At 49.1% G+C, this 1,225-nt stretch carries 1 protein-coding gene and 1 pseudogene; both read left to right on the forward strand.

The features are described from left to right. A pseudogene (locus tag QJ48_RS34795) lies at positions 1 to 389 on the forward strand (YggS family pyridoxal phosphate-dependent enzyme); the annotation flags it as partial. Between the two features lie 21 nt (positions 390 to 410). Further along, on the forward strand, positions 411 to 1,225 hold an 815-nt coding region (locus tag QJ48_RS34800), incomplete at its 3' end, for a benzoate/H(+) symporter BenE family transporter (protein WP_063858229.1).

The following is a 1,225-nucleotide window of genomic DNA, read 5'->3' on the forward strand; positions in this document are numbered from 1 at the left end:
GGCATTTTATCGGCCATCTACAAACGAATAAGGTCAAGGATGTTGTCAAATATGTGAAGCTGATTCATTCGGTAGATCGTTTGAAACTGGGCCAAGCGTTGCACCAGCAACTGATAAAAGAGAACAAGGTCATAGATATTTTGGTTCAAATCATAAATAACGACGAAACCCGGCACTGCTTCCGACTGTTAAAGCAAATTAAAATGCAAATCAAAGAGAGAGAGATTCCGCGTGTAGACATGGATATTCTCTCCATGGGGATGTCCGGGGATTTTAGAGTGGCGATCGAAGAAGGCGCCACCATCATACGCCTGGGGACAAACGTATTTGGGCAGCGTTATCTGCCAGACGGGTATTACTGGAATGAACATGCAACCCATGATGATTAGAGGAGAGGCAGGAGAGCGCATATGAACACAACATCCCCTCCGCTGCGCGGCCGCGATATGATATCGCCAACGATCGCGGCTTTGATATCGGTCATAGTGAACTATGGCGGTACGTTTATTCTTGTGTTTCAGGCGGCGAAAGTCGCGGGGTTGAGCCCTGAAATGACTGCTTCATGGATAGGGTCGATATCGATTGGGGTAGGGATAACCGGGATATGGCTAAGCTATCGCTACCGGGAGCCGATTATTACGGCGTGGTCAACGCCTGGGGTGGCATTTCTTGTCTCGGCGCTAGCGGTAACCCCTTATGCCGAAGCAATTGGCGCTTATATGATCTCGGCTCTGGGATTTGTCGTGCTGGGCTTATCAGGCATGTTTGAACGTTTCGTGCGGATGATTCCGCCAGGCATTGCTTCAGGATTGCTGGCCGGTATTTTACTTCAATTTGGCATCTCGGCTTTTGGCGGTGCGCAAATTGACCCTGTGCTGGTCGTGGTGTTGTTTGCGGCGTATGTCGTGCTAAGGCGCTTCACATCCCGGTATGCGATCATCGGCATTTTGGCAATCGGGCTGGTTTATTTGATTAGTACAGAAAAAGCCGATTTCAGTACGATCCAACTGGCCGTTGCTTCACCGATATTTGTCGTTCCGGAATTTTCGTTGCATGCGTTATTAGGCGTGGCATTACCGCTGTTTATCATTACGTTGACGGGACAATACATGCCTGGAATGCTGGTGCTGCGCAATGATGGATTTAAGACAAGCGCCAATCCCATTTTGACCATAACGGGTTTGGGGTCGTTCCTTGCTGCGCCATTCGGTTCGCATGCTTTTAA

Source organism: Paenibacillus sp. A3, assembly GCF_001399685.1.
Taxonomy (GTDB): Bacteria; Bacillota; Bacilli; order Paenibacillales; family NBRC-103111; genus Paenibacillus_G.